Source organism: Pseudomonas putida (assembly GCF_001941965.1).
Taxonomy (GTDB): domain Bacteria; phylum Pseudomonadota; class Gammaproteobacteria; order Pseudomonadales; family Pseudomonadaceae; genus Aquipseudomonas; species Aquipseudomonas putida_L.
In genome coordinates, this window is sequence record NZ_MKZO01000079.1 from 148,041 (window position 1) to 163,167 (window position 15,127).

At 64.8% G+C, this 15,127-nt stretch carries 16 protein-coding genes; 8 read left to right on the top strand and 8 right to left on the bottom strand.

Translation table 11 applies throughout. The annotated features are described in order from the left end of the window. Positions 1 to 14 precede the first annotated feature (14 nt). Positions 15 to 1,301 carry a pyoverdine-tailoring periplasmic protein PvdN gene (gene pvdN / locus PSEMO_RS31885; RefSeq protein ID WP_075806838.1) on the bottom strand — a complete coding sequence of 429 codons (1,287 nt, stop codon included), beginning with the start codon at positions 1,299 to 1,301 and terminating at the stop codon, positions 15 to 17. Between the two features lie 16 nt (positions 1,302 to 1,317). Next, a complete protein-coding gene (gene pvdM / locus PSEMO_RS31890) occupies positions 1,318 to 2,670 on the bottom strand; it encodes a pyoverdine-tailoring dipeptidase-like protein PvdM (RefSeq protein ID WP_075806839.1) in 1,353 nt (450 codons plus the stop codon). Between the two features lie 139 nt (positions 2,671 to 2,809). Here pvdM and PSEMO_RS31895 point away from each other — a divergent pair, with 139 nt between their 5' ends. Then, on the top strand, positions 2,810 to 3,259 hold the full coding sequence (locus PSEMO_RS31895) for a hypothetical protein (RefSeq protein WP_075806840.1): 450 nt from the start codon (positions 2,810 to 2,812) through the stop codon (positions 3,257 to 3,259). Between the two features lie 146 nt (positions 3,260 to 3,405). Here PSEMO_RS31895 and pbpG read toward each other — a convergent pair whose 3' ends face one another. Beyond that, positions 3,406 to 4,332 carry a D-alanyl-D-alanine endopeptidase gene (gene pbpG, locus PSEMO_RS31900; protein ID WP_075806901.1) on the bottom strand — a complete coding sequence of 309 codons (927 nt, stop codon included), beginning with the start codon at positions 4,330 to 4,332 and terminating at the stop codon, positions 3,406 to 3,408. Positions 4,333 to 4,608: 276 nt separating this feature from the next. Between pbpG and PSEMO_RS31905 the strand changes: the two genes are divergently transcribed. Genes PSEMO_RS31905 through PSEMO_RS31915 form a run of 3 tightly spaced genes read left to right on the top strand, consistent with a single transcriptional unit; the run spans position 4,609 to position 7,980 of the window. Then, positions 4,609 to 5,931, top strand: coding sequence for an iron-containing redox enzyme family protein (locus PSEMO_RS31905; protein WP_372239156.1), 1,323 nt, complete (start codon positions 4,609 to 4,611; stop codon positions 5,929 to 5,931). Continuing rightward, on the top strand, positions 5,915 to 6,868 hold the full coding sequence (locus tag PSEMO_RS31910; RefSeq protein WP_075806842.1) for a methyltransferase: 954 nt from the start codon (positions 5,915 to 5,917) through the stop codon (positions 6,866 to 6,868). The genes PSEMO_RS31905 and PSEMO_RS31910 overlap by 17 nt, the downstream gene beginning before the upstream one ends. A 2-nt stretch (positions 6,869 to 6,870) precedes the next feature. Beyond that, positions 6,871 to 7,980, top strand: a complete 1,110-nt coding sequence (locus PSEMO_RS31915; protein WP_075806843.1) for a carboxylate-amine ligase — start codon at positions 6,871 to 6,873, stop codon at positions 7,978 to 7,980. 84 nt (positions 7,981 to 8,064) lie between these two features. Here PSEMO_RS31915 and PSEMO_RS31920 read toward each other — a convergent pair whose 3' ends face one another. Next, positions 8,065 to 8,247 carry a hypothetical protein gene (locus tag PSEMO_RS31920; protein ID WP_075806844.1) on the bottom strand — a complete coding sequence of 61 codons (183 nt, stop codon included), beginning with the start codon at positions 8,245 to 8,247 and terminating at the stop codon, positions 8,065 to 8,067. Between the two features lie 96 nt (positions 8,248 to 8,343). After that, positions 8,344 to 8,697 (bottom strand): hypothetical protein, encoded by a 354-nt coding sequence (locus PSEMO_RS31925; protein ID WP_075806845.1) that lies wholly within the window; start codon positions 8,695 to 8,697, stop codon positions 8,344 to 8,346. Positions 8,698 to 8,860: 163 nt separating this feature from the next. Between PSEMO_RS31925 and PSEMO_RS31930 the strand changes: the two genes are divergently transcribed. Further along, positions 8,861 to 9,673, top strand: a complete 813-nt coding sequence (locus PSEMO_RS31930; RefSeq protein WP_075806846.1) for a shikimate 5-dehydrogenase — start codon at positions 8,861 to 8,863, stop codon at positions 9,671 to 9,673. Between the two features lie 112 nt (positions 9,674 to 9,785). Here the strand turns inward: PSEMO_RS31930 and PSEMO_RS31935 are convergent, their stop codons facing one another. Beyond that, complete coding sequence (locus tag PSEMO_RS31935) at positions 9,786 to 10,427, bottom strand: YceH family protein (protein ID WP_075806847.1); 642 nt, start codon at positions 10,425 to 10,427, stop codon at positions 9,786 to 9,788. 97 nt (positions 10,428 to 10,524) lie between these two features. Further along, entirely contained in the window at positions 10,525 to 11,733 is a 1,209-nt protein-coding gene (gene sstT, locus PSEMO_RS31940) for a serine/threonine transporter SstT (RefSeq protein WP_075806848.1), read from the bottom strand. Positions 11,734 to 11,905: 172 nt separating this feature from the next. Between sstT and PSEMO_RS31945 the strand changes: the two genes are divergently transcribed. After that, positions 11,906 to 13,054, top strand: a complete 1,149-nt coding sequence (locus PSEMO_RS31945; RefSeq protein WP_075806849.1) for an MFS transporter — start codon at positions 11,906 to 11,908, stop codon at positions 13,052 to 13,054. Here the strand turns inward: PSEMO_RS31945 and nhaR are convergent. After that, complete coding sequence (nhaR, locus tag PSEMO_RS31950) at positions 13,035 to 13,940, bottom strand: transcriptional activator NhaR (RefSeq protein WP_075806902.1); 906 nt, start codon at positions 13,938 to 13,940, stop codon at positions 13,035 to 13,037. The genes PSEMO_RS31945 and nhaR overlap by 20 nt on opposite strands. 135 nt (positions 13,941 to 14,075) lie before the next feature. Here nhaR and PSEMO_RS31955 point away from each other — a divergent pair, with 135 nt between their 5' ends. Together PSEMO_RS31955 and PSEMO_RS31960 are read left to right on the top strand one after the other, a co-directional pair. After that, positions 14,076 to 14,312, top strand: coding sequence for a hypothetical protein (locus PSEMO_RS31955; protein WP_075806850.1), 237 nt, complete (start codon positions 14,076 to 14,078; stop codon positions 14,310 to 14,312). 38 nt (positions 14,313 to 14,350) lie between these two features. After that, positions 14,351 to 15,100 (top strand): TerC family protein, encoded by a 750-nt coding sequence (locus tag PSEMO_RS31960; RefSeq protein WP_075806851.1) that lies wholly within the window; start codon positions 14,351 to 14,353, stop codon positions 15,098 to 15,100. Positions 15,101 to 15,127 lie beyond the last annotated feature (27 nt).

The window sequence follows — 15,127 nt, forward strand, 5'->3', positions numbered from 1 at the left end:
CGCAAGGCCTTCTTTCAGAGTTTCTTGATCAGCAGGGCCATGGCCCGATCGATTTCCTGCTCGTTGTTGAGCAGGCCCGGGGCCAGGCGGATCACCGGGCCGACATCGCGGTACACCGCGTCGGACATCACCTTGTTGTCCGCGAGGTAGGCGGCGATGGCATCCGGGTCGCGATCCTTGATGCGGAAGAAGGTGAACCCGGCGGAGAATTGGTTGCTGCGCGGGGTCACCAGTTGGATCTGCTTGTGCTCGAGCAGGCGTTCCTTGAGGCGGTCGTTGAGCTGGTGGATGCGCGCCTGCACGTCGGCCTTGCCCAGTTGCAGGTGCAGTTCGAAGGCCTTGCCCATGGCCCAGCGGTGCTCGAAGGCGTGGTAGCCGCCCGGGGTCATGATGGTGGCGAAGTCTTCTTCCTGGGAGAAGGTGGCAAAGGTCGGGGTCAGCGCGTCCATCTTCTCCGAGGCGGCGCAGATCAGCCCGGTACCCCGTGGGCCGAACATCCATTTGTGCACGCCGGAGATGAAGTAGTCGCAGTTGAAGTCGGCGAAGCGCTGGTTGTCCACGCCGAAGCCGTGCACGCCGTCCACCACGTAGATGATCCGCCGGCTTTCGTCGCGGTCGCGGTTGTGCCGGCGGACAATCTCGCCGATCTCGCCCACCGGCAGCTTCACGCCGCTGCCGGAGTGTACCCAGGTCATGCCGAGCACGCGGGTTTCCGGGCGGATAGCCTGGTCGACGGTAGTCAGCACCTGGTCTTTGGAGATCTCCCACGGGTCCTTGAACAGGCGCAGCTTGCGCACCTTGGTGCCCTGGCGCTGGGTACGGAAGGCCAGGCTTTTGTGGGTGGAGTAGTGCTCGTGTTCGGTGGTGAGGATTTCCTGGTCGGCGCCCACCTGCAGGCCGCCGTAGATCATGCCCAGGCCCTCGGTGGTGCTGCCGGTCAGGGCGATCTGCCGCGGGCGCACTTCCAGGTAGCGCGCGGCCCAGTCGCGGACCTCGCCTTCGCGCTTCCATTCGTACTGGCTTTCCCAGTCCATCAGGACAGCGGGATTGCGGTCGATTTCGCGGCGGTAGTAGTCGATGGCCTCCTGCACCGGACGCGGATGGGCGGTGATCAGGAAGTTGGCGAAGTGCGCGGTGTCCGGGTCGAGGGGGAACAGGGCGCGCAACTGGCGCCATTTGTCCGGCCCCTGGAGCAGCGGCGTGCTGGCAGGTTTTTCGGCAGCATTGACCAGCGAGCTGGCCAGCGGCAGGCCGGCACTGAGGATGGCGGCCTGCTTGAGAAAGGTACGGCGGTCGGTCATGTCGGGGCAGTCCGGTTCAAGGCGCAAGGGCGGCGACGGGGCGGGCGCTTTTCTGCACCTGTTCCCACACCCGCAGGAAGTTGCCGCCCCACAGCTTGGCGATATCCGCCTCGCTGTAGCCGCGGGTCAGCAGCTCGGCGGTGATGTTGCGGATCTCGCTGACATCCTTCCAGCCGGCCAGGCCGCCGCCGTCGTTGAAGTCCGAGGCGATGCCGACGTGGTCGATACCGATCTTCTTCACCGCGTAGTCGATGGCGTCGCCGAACTCCTTGAGCCCGGCCTTGGGTTCCTTGTCGACGATGCCATAGAGGTTGCTGGCGTAGTCGCCGAAGCGCGCCTCGGGCCAGATGGCGATCACCGCGTCGCCGGGCATCAGCGCGTTGGCCAGGCCTTGCAGGGGTTGCAGGTCGAAGCGCGCGCGCAGCGCCTCGAGCTTGTCCAGGGTCGGCTTGCTCAGTGGCTTGATATAGGTCGGAAAACCGACGATCTGCACCACGCCGCCGCTGCCCTTGATCAGTTGCAGTTCCTTGTCGCTCAGGTTGCGCGGGATATCCACCAGCGCCCGCGGCGCCGAGTGCGAGGCCACCAGCGGGGCGCGGCTGAGCTGGGCGACCTGCTCCAGGGCCAGGGTCGACATCTGCGACACGTCGATGATCACCCCGAGGTCGTTGAGCCGGGTCACCGCCTGCTTGCCGATCGGTGCCAGGCCGCCAAGGGCATCGGCAGTATCGTTGAAGAACGGCAGCGGCCGCGACGAGTCGGACCAGTCGTTGTTGCCCACGTAGTTGAAGCCGAACATGCGCATGCCGCGGGCGGTCCACAGGTCCAGCTGGCTCAGGTCGTTGCCCAGCGGGTAGGCGTTGAGCATGCTGATGAAGATGGCGAACTTGCCTTCGCCGTGCAGGCGGCGGAAGTCGTCGGGGGTGTAGGCGATGCCGACCTGGTTGGGGAAGTCGCGGACCATGCCGGTGATGATCTTGTAACGCACTTCCTGCTCATTGCGGGCCGCGTCGACGAAGCCGGGGTTCGGCCGGTGTGGGGCGTTGGGGCCGTTCCACAGTTCGGGCCAGCCGAAGATCGTCAGCGCCGCACCGGAGAGCCGCCCGCGCCCGGCCTTGACCAGGTCGAACTGGCCCGGGCCGTCCTTGTCCGCCTCGCGCCCGGCACTGCCGAAGTCCAGGGGCACGGTGATATGGCTGTCGAAGGAAATCATGTGCTCATGCAGGGCGTTGGCCTGCTCGACGATCTTGCGCGGGTAACCGGCGTCGTTTTTCCAGTACAGCCAGCCGGCGGCAGCGGCGCCGAGGCCGAGCGCCAGGGCCAGCGGCAGGCCGATGAACAGGGCTTTGCGGGAGCGGGGTTTGGTCATTGCCTTCTCGGTCGCGATTCAGGTGTCAGGGGAAGGACGAAGAAGGGGCGGGGAAATTTACGCGGGGAGAAGGGGCTAAAGGTTTATTTGTAACGGCCGATGTCCTGTCCAGATCCCTTATTTCAGGACGTTATTTCTCATGGCCGATTACCTCAACGCCTTGGCATCGAACCTGTCGATCAACGGCACTCTCAGCAACGTGACCAACAAGACCAATGTCGCCTCCGACCCGTCGGCGGTGCCTGAAGGGACGGTGCGTGGCGATCTGTCCAGCGTGCGTGCGGGTGGTGCCGCGGCGCCGACCGCGTCGGAAACGGCAGCGGACAGCTCCAGCGAGTCGGCTGAAGTCAAGATGCTCCGTGAGCAGGTGAAGGAGTTGCAGAAGCAACTGGCCCAGCAGCAGAAAGAACTGCAGGAAGCCATGGCCAGCGACCAGGAAGACACCATCAAGCAGACCCGCATCGCCGCAGCCCAGGCGGCAGTGGCGGCGACTACCGGTCAGCTGTTGCAGGCCAATGCCGCGCTGCTGGCGGCGTTGACCGACTCGGGTGACAGCACGGCGGGGAATAGTGTCAATACCACTGCCTGACGCCAGCACTCACGGTTGACACAAAAAACCTGTGGGAGCTGGCTTGCCAGCGATGAGGCCGGCATGGGCAGTGATGTGGTCAGGTCGGGCCAAATCGCTGGCAAGCCAGCTCCCACAGGGGACGTGCCGGCCCCGGATTCAGAGGTTCAATCCACCTGCGGCCGATTCTGGCTGCGCTCGGCCTTGTAGCGCACCGCCACCGCCGGCGCCGGCTTGGTCGCGCCGGTTTCCAGCCACTGGCGCATGCGGCTGGCATCGGCGAAGTGGGTATATTTGCCGAAGGCATCGAGAATCACCATCGCAACCGGACGGTTGTCCATCTTCGTCAGCAGCACCAGGCAGTGGCCGGCATCGTTGGTAAAGCCGGTCTTGGTCAGCTTGATGTCCCAGTTCGATTTGTTCACCAGATGATCGGTATTGCGGAAGCCCAGGGTGTAGTTGGGCTTGCGGAAGGCCACGGTTTTCTCGCGGGTGGTGCTCAGCTCGCTCAGCAGTGGGTAGTTGCGCGCAGCCAGCAGCAGCTTGGTCAGGTCGCGGGCGGTGGAGACGTTGCTCGGCGACAGGCCGGTCGGCTCGACATAGCGGGTGCTGCTCATGCCCAGGGCCTTGGCCTTGGCGTTCATCGCCTTGATGAACGCGCCATAACCACCCGGGTAGTGGTGGGCCAGGGTCGCCGCCGCGCGGTTCTCCGAGGACATCAGAGTGATCAGCAAGGTCTCGCGACGGCTCAGCTCGCTACCCAGGCGTACCCGCGAGTACACACCCTTCATTTCCTTGGTCTGGGCAATGGTCATGGTCAGCATCTCGTCCATCGGCTGCTTGGCGTCGAGCACCACCATGGCGGTCATCAGCTTGGTCACCGAGGCAATCGGCCGGACCATGTCGGGATGGCTGGAATAGAGCACCTTGTTGGTCTGCAGGTCGACCAGCATGGCGCTGCCGGAGGCCAGGTGCAGCTTGGACGGGTCACGCTGCGCTTCGGCGGCAGCGGGTTGGGCGACGGCGTTGGCGGTGACGCCGACGGTACCAGTGAGCAACAGCAGCAGACTGAGAATCGAAAGGGAGGTTTTCACGTAGGTGCTCACTAAAAGAAGGTATGTCGTTGGCTATGCAAGGTTTTTTATTTTTCTAAGCGTGACATTGTGGAGTATGGCTTAGAGGCTGTCGATTGCCGTCCGTGGCTTAGTCCGAATATGAATAAACTTTAATCGCCGCCGGCCTCGCCACGCCTAAAAAGCGCTAAACCTCCTATCCTGCGGCGGTGCAATCATTCTGAACTTGTCCTGCGTGTTACTCCTCCCTTGCATAACCAGCCAACAGCTTGTGCAGGGGAATATCTCATGGTTCGAATGCCAGAACTGAGCGGAGTCGAGGTCCGTCCCGCAGTACAGGGGGAGACTGTTGAATCACGCTATTTTGCGTTGTTGCGCGGAGACGTTGCAGGTAGCGAGCAGTGGCTGGCGCAGCAACTGCGTCGTACCGAAACCCTCGGCGATGATCTGCCGGCCACTCCCGACCAGCTCGGCCCCTGGATTGCAGAGCGCAATGCGCAGGTTGCCCGGCTTTACGCCGAGTACTTGCAGCAACGCCGTGCCGGTGCGCCCCGGCAGATGTTCGCCAACCGCGCCCAGGCCTTGTATTTCCTTCAGCAGGTGAGCCCGACCAAGGCGGTCGATGGCGCCTGGCTGCATGGGGTACTGCAGCACTGGGGTGACCCGCGTTACCACGGGCTGATCCGCATCTACCTGGAGGAACTGGGCGATGGCGATCCGGCCTGCAATCATGTGGTGATCTATCGTCGCTTGCTCACCGAACAGGGCTGTCACGAACCCGTACCCCTGGCCGACGACCGCTACCTGCAAGGCGCCCTGCAACTGGCGCTGGGGGCGAACAGCGAAGCCTTCCTGCCGGAAGTGCTGGGTTACAACCTCGGCTATGAACAACTGCCCCTGCACTTGCTGATCAGCAGTCATGAACTGCAAGAGTTGGGTATCGACCCGCATTATTTCCGCCTGCACGTGACCATCGACAACGCCAGCACCGGCCACGCCAACAAGGCGCTGGAAGCAGTACAGCAGTTCTGGCCCGAGCAGGGGGGCGAGGCCTTCTACAAGCGCCTCGCCCGAGGTTATCGCCTCAACGACCTTGGGGCGGGCTCGATGGACGTGGCCGCCGGCTTCGATCTGGAAAGCGAACTGCTGGCGGCGCTGGAGCGCAAGCGCAGCTTTGCCCAGCACCTGCACTCGGATCGCTGCCGTTTCGACGGGCGCACGGTGAACGAGTGGCTGTCGGCAGCCGGCAGCTTCCCGGCTTTTCTCGAGGTGCTGCAACGCCAGCGCTGGATCCTGCGCGATCGCGATCCCGCCGAAAGCCGCTTCTGGCATCTGGTCGAAGGCCCGCAGGCGGCGATGTTCGGGGTCTTCAGTCCCTATGAAAAGCAGTTGCTGCACGACTGGATCGCCGGCGCCTGGACGCCGCCGAAAACCCCCTCCATCCCGGTGCTGTTCCCGGAGGTGGCGCTGCCGGAGCTCGCCGCCGATCTGCCGATCGACCGCCTGATCGAGCAGATGGCCGGCGATCGGCATGCTACGCCGCAAGGCCTCGCCGCGACCCGCCGCTATATTCAACTGACCGGCCTGAAAGGAGGACATAGCCATGCAACTGACCGATGAGCAGCGCCAGAGCGACGAGGCCCTGCTGCACCTGGGCCGGCGCCTGCATGCCGATGGCTATCGCTTTACCTGCGTCACGCCGTTGACCCAGCAGCATTATCAGCAACGCGCCGGCACGCGCGCGGCGCCGACCCTGCGCGATGTATTCGGCTGGAACCTGCCCTTCGGCGAATCGCTGTTGTCGCCGGACGAGCTCCAGCACATGCGCCAGGCCGGGATCGTCAGGCCCCATGACGGGCTGCTGCGCAGTCAGGTGCGCTGGTCCAGCGTGCATGACCTGCTGCTGGTGCATTCGAGTTTTCCTACCGATACCGCCGATGCGGTGTTCTTCGGCCCGGATAGCTATCGCTTCGCCCGGGTCATCGAGGCCTGGCTGCAACATGACCCGGCGCCGATCCAGCACGCCGTGGAGATCGGCTGCGGCACCGGGGTCGGTGCGCTGCTGATCGCCCGGGCGCGGCCTCATGCCCAGGTCAGCGCGCTGGATATCAATCCCCTGGCGCTGCGCTACTCGGCGGTGAACGTGGCCCTGGCCGAGCTGGCCAATGTCTCGGTGGAGTACAGCGATGTGCTGGAGGGCATCACTGGCCAGTTCGACCTGATCGTCGCCAACCCGCCCTATATGCTCGATGCCCGGCAGCGCACCTACCGGCATGGCGGCGGGTGCCTGGGCGAAGGACTATCGCTGCGCATGGTCCGCGAGTCGCTGGAACGCCTGGCGCCCGGCGGCAGCCTGCTGCTGTATACCGGGGTTGCCATGGTCGACGGGCAGGACCCGTTTCTCGAGGCGCTGCGCGACCTCCTCGACTCGCCGCAATGGGCGTGGTTCTACGAGGAAGTGGACCCGGACGTGTTCGGCGAACAGTTGCAGGAGCCGGGCTACGAAGGGGTCGAGCGCATTGCCGCGGTGGCCCTGACCGTGACCCGGCGGGCCTGAACATGGGCTGCACCTTCGGTATCGAGGAAGAGTACCTGCTGCTGGACCTGGACAGCGGGCGCCTGCTGGACGAACCGTCGCCGCAGGTCCTGGCGCTGTGTCGCGAGGTGTTCGGCGAACATTTCGCCCCGGAGATGTTTCGCAGCCAGATCGAGCTGGTGTCGCCGGTGTTCGACAGCACCGCCCAGGCCCGGGATTTCCTTGCGGCACGGCGGGAACACCTGGCGTTGCGCTTGTCTGGCGAAGGCGTGGGCTTGCTCAACGCCGGCAGCCACCCGCCCGGTGGCTGGAACCAGCAACGACCGACCGCCGAAGCGCATTATCGGCAACTGTTCGAGGACTATCGACAGGTGGCCCGGCGCAGTGTGGTGTGCGGGCTGCACGTGCACGTCGCGGTGCCGCCGGAGGTCGATCGCATTGCGGTGAGCAACCGGGTGCGCCAGTGGTTACCGCTGTTGTTGCTGCTCAGCGCTTCGTCGCCGTTCTGGGAGGGCCAGGACAGCGGCTATTGCAGTTATCGACGGGTGCTCTGCGGTGAATGGCCGCGCATGGGCCTGCCGGAGCCTTTGCCGGACTGGGCCGCGTACGAAGAATACCTGGGGTTCCTGCATGACAGCGGTTCGCTGCGCGCGGATGCCGATTGCTGGTGGGCGCTGCGGCCGTCATCGCGGTTTCCGACCCTGGAACTGCGCATCAGCGATGCCTGCCCGCGGCTGGAGGACGCCTTGTGCATCGCGGCGCTGTTCCGGCAAATGGTCGAGTGGGCGGTGCGTCAGCCCGGTCCCTGCCCGGCGCCGGACCCGCGTGCGCTCTGGCGCGAGCAGGAAAATTACTGGCGGGCCATGCGCCTGGGACGACGCGGGCAGTACCTCGACCAGGGCGGTGGCTCGCGCACGGCACAGCAGTGGCTGGAGGAAACCCTGAACATCCTGCAGCCGGCGTCCGACGAAGCGCGCCAGGCGTTCACCCGGGCCGCCTCGATCCTGCTGTTCGGCACCAGCGCCGATCGGCAACTGACCACCTTCGCCCTGGCCCGGCAGAGCGGTGCCAGCCAGGCGCAGGCATTGCGCCTGGTGGTCGAACAACTGCTGGAGGACACCGCGAGGCTGTAGGCGGCAAGCCAAATAAAAAGCCCCGCCATGGAGGCGGGGCAAGGGGAGGTGTGCGGAGCAACGCACAAGGGAAAGTCGGTGGACCTAGGCTTCGAACGACTGCTCGGCAATATCGCGGGCTTTCGCTTCGGCGTCGGGGAGCGAAAGGATCGGGCCGCCGATCTTTTCGCCGTCACGTACCAGGTACCAGCAGACCAGCAGTCCGACATCCCTCAAGGCGGGTGGAACGGCGCTGCCGACGACGGACATGATGCTGATAGTGGCCATGGTGAGTGTTCCCTCTGGGGTCATGGCTGCTACCTTACGTCGCGCCTCGGCTGCGGTGAAATCAGTGTTCTCAATAGTGTTCATTGATGAAATCCACTACCAGCGCGGCGGGCCGTAATAGACCGGCGGCGGGCCGTAGTAGCGGCGATAGTGCGGCGGCGGTGCCGGTACATAACGCTCGACCACGGGATAGGGCTGGTAATACACCACCGGGGCGGGCGGTGGCTGGTAGTACACCGGCGGCGGTGGCGGCGGTGGGTAGTAGGCCGGTTGTTCGACGACCACGGTACGGTCGCGGCCGCCGGAAACGGCAGCACCGACCACGGCACCCACAACGGCTGCGCCGATGACCGGGCCTGCACCCCAACCGCCGCCGCCATGGGCGGAGGCTTGTCCGGACAGGGCCAGGGCACCGATCAGCAGGGCGATACCGGGGATATGACGGTTCATGATGATTCCTCGCAGGGCATAACACCGCCCGTACAACGGGTCGGGGATACCACTATGACCAGTATTTCGAAAGGTTTCGCCGGGGTGCTGGGTAAAGGTTTTGTAAGGGCCGATCAGCGGTATTGGGCATACTGTCGGCTTTCGTGGTTTTCCGGAGTTCGTCATGACCCCCAGCAAAGACACCGTCCTGTGCATGTCCTTGGCCGGCCGCCCCGGCACCTTCGGCGTGCGCTTTCACAATCACCTGTATGCGCAGTTGGGGCTCGATTACTACTACAAGGCCATGAGCACGGCGGACCTGCCGGGTGCCATTGGCGGGATCCGCGCCCTGGGGATTCGCGGCTGCGGGGTGTCGATGCCGTACAAGGAAGCCAGTATCGCCCTGGTGGACGAGCTGGATCCGTCGGTGGCGGCCATCGATTCGTTGAATACCATCGTCAACGACGGCGGGCATCTGAAGGCCTATAACACCGACTACATCGCGGTGCGCCAGCTGATTGACGAGCACGGGCTGGATCCGCGGCTTGCGCTGGTGTTGCGCGGTAGCGGCGGCATGGCCAAGGCGGTGGCCTGTGCGTTTCGCGATGCCGGGTTCACTGACGGGGTCATCGTTGCTCGCAATGAAGAGGCGGGGCGGCGCCTGGCGGCGAACTGTGGCTATGAATGGCGGGCCGAGGTCGGGGATCTGCGGGCGGCGCTGCTGGTGAATGTCACGCCCATCGGCATGGCCGGTGGGGTGGAGGCGCAGCAGTTGTCGTTCGCCGAGGCGTTGATCGATGCGGCGCAGGTGGTCTTCGATGTGGTGGCGATGCCGGCGCGAACGCCGCTGATCCTCGCTGCCGAAGCGCGGGGCAAGCGGGTGATTACCGGGCTGGAAGTGATTGCGTTGCAGGCGCTGGAGCAGTTCGTTCTTTATACCGGGGTGCGGCCGACGCGGGAGCAGGTGGAATTGGCGGTGGCTTACGCCCGGGGTTAGAGGCTGATCTTTCGGGCCTCATCGCTGGCAAGCCAGCTCCCACAGTGACCGCGTGCGCCGCCGAACCTGTGGGAGCTGGCTTGCCAGCGATAGGGCCCTCAAGTTCAATTTATCACTCAAGCCGCGCCAATCGTTCTTCCAGCGCCGCAATCCGCGCCTCCAGCGCCTCGATCCGCTCCGCCGACACCCCACTGGCCACCCGTTCCGGCCCTTGCTGCCGCGCCGCCAGAATCGCCTCGATCTCCTCCGGATCCCCCAGCGCATGGGTATAGCGGTCCTCCCGTTGCCCCGCCTGCTTCGGCAGGTGCAAGGCCAGATCCCGGGCGATCAGGCGCTCCAGCTGGTGCTGGACTTCCTCGGTATCGCCGAACTCATGCAGGCGCTGGCTGCGGCTCAGCAGCTCGTTCAAGGTCTGAGGCCCACGCAGGAACATCAGGCCCATCAGGATCAACTGCGCCGGCACCAGCTCCAGCGCCTTGTCCACCCGCTGCTCCCAGCGGTCGGCGCGGCTGCCCATCTGCAGGCGCACCAGGCCCTGGCCTTCGAGGTTGCGCAGGCTCTGGCCGACCTGGCCCTGGGTCAGGTTCATCACCGGTTCGCGGCTGGTCTTCTGGTTGCAGGCCAGCATCAGCGCGTTGAGGGTCAGGGGATAGGTTTCCGGATTGCTCGCCTGTTTCTCGATCAGCGAGCCGAGGATGCGCACTTCGGCGGGAGTGAAGCGGGCAGTGGCGGAAGTATCGTGCTCGTCGGACATGGCCCTGTCTCTTTGCGGGAAAAGGGTCCTAGCCTAGGGGCGCAGGCGGGTAAAACACAAGCGACCGATGGCGCGGGGCCATCGGTCTTGACGGGGATCAGCCGCGCCGGGCTTCGGCTTCGCAGGCCGCCGCAGTGAACAGCACGTCGGTGGACGAGTTCAGCGCGGTTTCCGCCGAGTCCTGGAGCACGCCGATGATAAAGCCCACCGCCACCACCTGCATCGCCACCTCGTTGGGAATGCCGAACAGGCTGCAGGCCAGCGGGATCAGCAGCAGCGAGCCGCCGGCCACGCCCGAGGCGCCACAGGCGCAGACCGCCGCGACCACGCTGAGCAGGATGGCGGTCGGCAGGTCGATGCTGATGCCCAGGGTATGCACGGCGGCCAGGGTCAGCACGGTGATGGTGATCGCCGCGCCGGCCATGTTGATGGTGGCGCCGAGGGGGATCGAGACCGAGTAGGTGTCTTCATGCAGGCCGAGCTTTTCGCTGAGGGCCAGGTTGACCGGGATGTTCGCCGCCGAGCTGCGGGTGAAGAACGCGGTGATGCCGCTCTCGCGCAGACACAGCAGGGTCAGCGGGAACGGGTTGCGGCGTATCTTCCACCAGACGATCAGCGGGTTCATCACCAGGGCCACGAACAGCATGCAGCCGATCAGCACCGCCAGCAGGTGCAGGTAGCCAAGCAGGGCGTCGAGGCCGGACTGGGCCAGGGTCGAGGCGACCAGGCCGAAGATGCCCAGCGGGGCGAAGCGGATGACCACGCGCACGATCATCGTCACGCCGTTGGACAGGTCATCCAGCACGGTGCGGGTGGTGTCGCCGGAATGCCGCACGGCGATGCCCAGGCCGATGGCCCAGACCAGGATGCCGATGAAGTTGCCGGTGACCAGGGCATTGACCGGGTTGTCCACGGCACTGAGCAGCAGGCCCTGGAGCACCTCGGTGATGCCGCCGGGCGCGCTCATCTGCGCTTCGCCGGTATTCAGCACCAGGGTCGAGGGGAACAGCATGCTCGCCGCCACCGCGACCACCGCCGCGCCGAAGGTGCCCCACAGATAGAGCGCGAGAATCGGGCGGATATGGGTTTGCTGGCCCTGCTTGTGGTTGGCGATCGAGGCCATCACCAGGACGAATACCAGGATCGGCGCCACTGCTTTCAGGGCGCTGACGAAGACCTTGCCGATAAACGCCAGGTTGGCAGCCAGCTCCGGGGCGAGCAGGGCCAGGGCGATACCGGCGACCAGGCCGATGATGATTTGCAGCACCAGGCTGGTGCGGTTGATCAGGTTCAGAACGGGCAGCATAAAAGTGCTTCTCGGGCGTGTGCAGGCCGCAGACCGGCCGGAAAAAAGGGCGGAACTCTAGCACAGAGTGCTTGCCGCAACCCAAGGTGCCGTCCGCCGGTAGGTCCGCGGGCGGCACCACTGTTACCATGCGCGGCCGTTTCGAGCCGACGCGCTCACTGTTGGAGTCTGGATGTTCCTGCCCATTCTGTTGCTGGCCGCAGCCGGCTTCACCGTACTGACCACCGAATTCCTGATCGTCGGCCTGCTGCCGGGAATCGCCCGCGACCTTGACGTGAGCATCCCCCAGGCGGGGCTGCTGGTAACCCTGTTCGCCTTTACCGTGGCCGCCTTCGGGCCGTTCCTCACCGCCTGGTGCGCACGGTTCGAGCGCAAGCGGCTGTTTGTCGGGGTCTTGCTGCTCTTTGCCGCCTCCAACCTGCTGGCCGCGCTGGCGCCCAACTACTGGGTGATGGCGTTGGCGCGGTTGATCCCGGCCCTTGGTCTGCCGGTGTTCTGGTCCCTGGCCAGCGAGACGGCGGTGGATATCGTCGGGCCGGCCTACGCCGGGCGGGCGATCAGCAAGATCAGCTTTGGTGTGGTCTGCGCCATGGTCTTCGGCATTCCCTTGGGCACGCTGCTGGGCGATGCCTGGGGCTGGCGCGTAGCATTCGGCCTTCTGGCTCTGCTGGCTCTGGCCAAGGCCCTGCTGCTCTGGGGCTTTCTGCCACACACGCCGCGCAAGAGCGAATCGACCTCGCTGCGCAGCCAGTTCAGCGTACTGCGCGGGCGCCTGCTGCAAGGCCATGTGCTGTTGTCGGTGCTGGTGTTCAGCGGCATGTTCACCGCCTACACCTACCTGGCAGACCTGCTGGAGCGCCTGGCCGGTTTCGACGGCAAGCTGGTCGGCTGGTACCTGATGGGCTTCGGTGCGGTGGGGCTGATCGGCAACAGCCTCGGCGGCCGGGCGGTGGATCGTCATCCGCTGCTGGCGTCGGCGGGGTTCAGCTCGCTGCTGGTGATCGCCCTGCTGGTGGTGGTGCCGGCGATTCAGTCGCCGCTCGGGTTGATCCTTGCCCTGGCCCTGTGGGGCCTGAGCCAGGCGGCGCTGTTCCTGGTCAGCCATGTGCGGGTGATCAAGGCCGCGCCCTCGGCGGCGGCCTTCGGCGCCTCGCTGAACATCGCCGGGGGCAACCTGGGCATCGGCCTGGGCGCGGTGATCGGCGGCCAGGTGATCGACCATCTGGGGCTGGGCAGCGTCGGTTATGTCGCGGCACTGCTGATCGGCCTGGCGGTGGCCCTGGCCCTGTGGCTGAGCCGCTTCAAGCCAGTGGCCAGTTGAACAGCTCGCGGCGGGCGCCCTCGGTGATGGCGACGATGCCAGGGTGCTTGACCTTGCGCTCCACCGAAATGGCGTAGAACGACTCGGTGACCGCGTCGGTCTGGCCGATCAGCTCGACGTCATACTGCCGGCAGACCTCTTCGGCGATCACGCTGGGGGCGATGAAGATGCCGCTGCCGGACTTGCCGAAAGCCTGCATCAAGGCGCTGTCATCGAATTCGCCGACGATCCGCGGCTGCAATTGCTGCTCGGCGAACCAGCGCAGCAGGCGGTTGCGCACCATGGTTTCCTGACCGGGGATCAGCAGCGGCGCGTGGTGCAGGCAGGCGGGGAAGGGCAGGGCCTGGCGCGCTGCCAGTTCTGGCGTGGCGAGGAAGCTGATACCGCATTCGCCGAGCTTCTGGCTGTAGCCCTTGATATCCAGGTGGCCGGGCATGGGGCTGTCGGAGATCACCAGGTCCAGGCGCTGGATCGCCAGGTCGGCGAGCAGGCGTTCCAGCTTGTCCTCGCGGCAGCTGATGCGCAGCGGTTCGGCCAGTTCCATGGTCGGCGCGATCAGGCGGTAGACGATGGACTTTGGCACCACATCCGCGACCCCGACCCGGAACAGCACCTGCTGCTCGTTGGGCTGCGCCCGCAGCATGGCTTCCAGCTCGCCGCCGATCTGGAACATCGGCTCGGCGTAGGACAGCGCCTGGCGCCCGGTTTCGGTCAGTTCCAGCTGGCGGCCGACCCGCTTGAACAGCTCGATACCATAGGTTTGCTCCAGCAGGCTGATCTGCCCGCTGATGGTTTGCGGGGTCAGGTTCAGTTGCTCGCAGGCGCGGACGATGCTGCCGGTCTTGGCCACGACCCAGAAGTAGTGCAGTTGCCGGTAATTGAGCATGGCAAGCCCCGATTCGGAAAAACCGAAGTATAACCGCTGAAAATACGAATTTTCCTGATGTTTCAGCATCCATAGAATGCCTCTCCATTGCGGCGTCACTTTTTCCGGCGCTGACGTATTTCCAGTGAGGACGACATGCTCTATCTCAAATCCATAGGTACACCGCTGGTGCTGGTCATGGCCCTGTTCGCCATGAGCGGTTGCGACCAGGTCGAGAAATCCGCCCAGCAGGCGCTCAACCAGGCCGCCGAGTCGGCCAAGGAAGCGATCGACAAGACCAACGAAGCGGCCCAGCAGGCGCTGAGCGAAGCCACCGGCACGGAGAAAGCGGAGAAAGAAGAGAGCAAGGACGCTGACGGTCAGAAAATCTGATCTATTTTTTCCAATAACCCCCTATCAGGACCTGATTCATGGAATACCTGCTGGAACTCGCTGCAAGCCCGACCGCCTGGGTCGCCCTGGCCACCCTGGTGGCCATGGAGATCGTCCTCGGTATCGACAACCTGATCTTCATCTCGATCCTGACCAACAAGCTGCCCGAGCAATTCCGCTCCAAAGCCCGTCGCATCGGTATCTCCATGGCCCTGGTGATGCGCCTGGCGCTGCTCAGCACCGTCGCCTGGATCGTCCAGCTCACGGAACCGGTGATCGATATCCTCGGTCACAGCTTCTCGTGGAAGGACATGATCCTGATCGCCGGTGGTCTGTTCCTGCTCTGGAAAGCCACCAAGGAAATCCATGAAAGCGTGGACCCACGGGCCAAGGAAGAATCCGCAGCGTCGTCTACCATTACCCTGGGCTTCGCGGCGGCCATTGGCCAGATCCTGATCCTCGACATCGTCTTCTCGGTGGACAGCATCATCACCGCCGTGGGCATGACCGAACACCTGCCGATCATGATCATCGCCGTGATCAGTGCCGTGATCGTGATGCTGGTCGCCGCCGACCCGCTGGCGAAGTTCATCAACGACAACCCGACCGTGGTGATGCTGGCCCTGGGCTTCCTCATCATGATCGGCATGACCCTGATCGCCGAAGGCTTCGGCGCCCACGTACCGAAAGGCTACGTCTACGCGGCAATGGCCTTCTCCACTGCGATCGAGGTGCTGAACATCATGTCGCGCAGGGCTCGCCAGCGCCGTGAGGCCAGCGAGGCCTGATCAACCGGATCTGTTGCGTGCTGTAGT

Excerpts from the sequence above, each read along its gene's own strand:
- pvdN (WP_075806838.1), bottom strand. The coding sequence starts at position 1,301 with ATGACCGACCGCCGTACCTTTCTCAAGCAGGCCGCCATCCTCAGTGCC.
- pvdM (WP_075806839.1), bottom strand. The coding sequence starts at position 2,670 with ATGACCAAACCCCGCTCCCGCAAAGCCCTGTTCATCGGCCTGCCGCTG.
- PSEMO_RS31895 (WP_075806840.1), top strand. The coding sequence starts at position 2,810 with ATGGCCGATTACCTCAACGCCTTGGCATCGAACCTGTCGATCAACGGC.
- PSEMO_RS31905 (WP_372239156.1), top strand. The coding sequence starts at position 4,609 with ATGCCAGAACTGAGCGGAGTCGAGGTCCGTCCCGCAGTACAGGGGGAG.
- PSEMO_RS31910 (WP_075806842.1), top strand. The coding sequence starts at position 5,915 with ATGCAACTGACCGATGAGCAGCGCCAGAGCGACGAGGCCCTGCTGCAC.
- PSEMO_RS31915 (WP_075806843.1), top strand. The coding sequence starts at position 6,871 with ATGGGCTGCACCTTCGGTATCGAGGAAGAGTACCTGCTGCTGGACCTG.
- PSEMO_RS31920 (WP_075806844.1), bottom strand. The coding sequence starts at position 8,247 with ATGGCCACTATCAGCATCATGTCCGTCGTCGGCAGCGCCGTTCCACCC.
- PSEMO_RS31925 (WP_075806845.1), bottom strand. The coding sequence starts at position 8,697 with ATGAACCGTCATATCCCCGGTATCGCCCTGCTGATCGGTGCCCTGGCC.
- PSEMO_RS31930 (WP_075806846.1), top strand. The coding sequence starts at position 8,861 with ATGACCCCCAGCAAAGACACCGTCCTGTGCATGTCCTTGGCCGGCCGC.
- PSEMO_RS31935 (WP_075806847.1), bottom strand. The coding sequence starts at position 10,427 with ATGTCCGACGAGCACGATACTTCCGCCACTGCCCGCTTCACTCCCGCC.
- sstT (WP_075806848.1), bottom strand. The coding sequence starts at position 11,733 with ATGCTGCCCGTTCTGAACCTGATCAACCGCACCAGCCTGGTGCTGCAA.
- PSEMO_RS31945 (WP_075806849.1), top strand. The coding sequence starts at position 11,906 with ATGTTCCTGCCCATTCTGTTGCTGGCCGCAGCCGGCTTCACCGTACTG.
- nhaR (WP_075806902.1), bottom strand. The coding sequence starts at position 13,940 with ATGCTCAATTACCGGCAACTGCACTACTTCTGGGTCGTGGCCAAGACC.
- PSEMO_RS31955 (WP_075806850.1), top strand. The coding sequence starts at position 14,076 with ATGCTCTATCTCAAATCCATAGGTACACCGCTGGTGCTGGTCATGGCC.
- PSEMO_RS31960 (WP_075806851.1), top strand. The coding sequence starts at position 14,351 with ATGGAATACCTGCTGGAACTCGCTGCAAGCCCGACCGCCTGGGTCGCC.